This is a genomic window from Tenacibaculum agarivorans (assembly GCF_001936575.1).
Taxonomy (GTDB): domain Bacteria; phylum Bacteroidota; class Bacteroidia; order Flavobacteriales; family Flavobacteriaceae; genus Polaribacter; species Polaribacter agarivorans.
Window position 1 is genome coordinate 1 of record NZ_MSMP01000092.1, and the last position, 1696, is coordinate 1696.

The window sequence follows — 1696 nt, forward strand, 5'->3', positions numbered from 1 at the left end:
ATAATGATCCTCAAGCAACAGGTGGGTTTAATGTTTTTATAAGTGAAGGCGCAGGGTCGGCACAATACATAACCACATTAGCTGCAGGATCGACATCATATACATATACAGGAACAGTTGGAGGTATTACAATTACAGATGGGGGTACATATACAGCTACAGTTCAAGCCTTACCTGATGCAGATAATAATGCATATGCTAATTCTGGAGCTTTTAATTTAAATGCTCCCGATCCTGAACCACCAACGAACCCTACAGGACTTTCAATTACCCAAGCAACAGATGAATTTACCCTGAATTGGGATAATGATCCATTAGCAACAGGAGGCTTTAATATTTTTGTGAGTAAAAATACAGATGCGATTCAGTACGTTACTACAGTGGCAGCTGGAAGCACTTCATACACTTATCAAGGTACTTTAGCAGGAATTCCTATCACTACTGATGGTACCATCTATACAGTCACTGTACAAGCATTACCAGATGCTGATAATAATAACTATTCAAATGCTTTAGTATATACAGGGAATATTAATGAAGTTACATTACCAGATAATGATCCTAATTTTCATATTTATTTAGCATTCGGACAGTCTAATATGGAAGGTAGCGCGCCAGTTGAAAATTCAGATTTTACAACAAACAACAGATTGTTATTACTACAATCTTTAGATTGTTCTAATTTAGGAAGAGAAAAAAACAAATGGTATGTAATGGCACCGCCCGCAAGTCAGTGTTTCAGTCAGCTTTCGTTAGTAAATACTTTTGGAAAAGAAATGGTAAACTCACAGCCTAGCGATGTAAATATTGGTATTATTAATGTTGCAGTTGGAGGTGCTGATATTCGTTTATTTGATAAAGACAAGTTTGAAGATCATGATGAATTAGCCGCAGATCCATTTTTTGCTGAAAAAATACAAGCATACGGAGGGAATCCATACCAACACTTAGTGAATTTAGGGTTGTTAGCAAAACAAAAAGGTGTTATTAAAGGTATTTTATTACACCAAGGAGAGTCAAATAATGGAGACACAAATTGGCCAAATTATGTAAAAACAGTTTATGATAACTTAATAGCTGATCTTGGTTTAGATGCTGATCAGGTTCCATTATTAGCAGGGGAAGTTGGTCATACAAATAATGGTGGTTTAGCTGGTAGTATGAATACTATTATTCAAACATTACCTTCGGTTATACCAACAGCCCATATAATTTCTTCTGAAGGAGTTACTATTTTACCAGACAATGTTCATTTCGATTCTGCTGGTGTTAGAGAGTTAGGAAAAAGGTATGCGCAAAAAATGACATCTCTATTAACAACTCTTAGTACAGAAGATGTAACTATACAAGAGAATGAGTTCGGATTGATTCAAAATCAACCTAATCCTGTTGTAAATAATACCAATATTTCATTTACTATCCCAGCTCAAACACATGTTTCATTAAAAGTATTTAGTGTAAGTGGGATTGAAGTAGCGGAATTGATCAACAACGAATTGTCCGCTGGAACTCATTCTGTAGAATTTAGAAAGGAAAATTTAGCAGCAGGATATTATATCTATACTTTACAAACTAAAAGCTTATCTGAAAGTCGTAAAATGATTATTGTATCTGAATAAAAGTGGATACTAAAAATAGTTTTTTGTAAAAAATAATGGTGATTTTTCATTAGTTAAGTAATGAACATTACTTTATT

Annotated in this window: 1 protein-coding gene; it reads left to right on the forward strand. The window is 34.1% G+C overall.

The features are described 5' to 3' along the window. Positions 1-1619, forward strand: a 1619-nt coding sequence (locus BVC87_RS22960) for a sialate O-acetylesterase (RefSeq protein ID WP_075344723.1), incomplete at its 5' end; no start/stop codon positions are given. Positions 1620-1696: the final 77 nt, after the last annotated feature.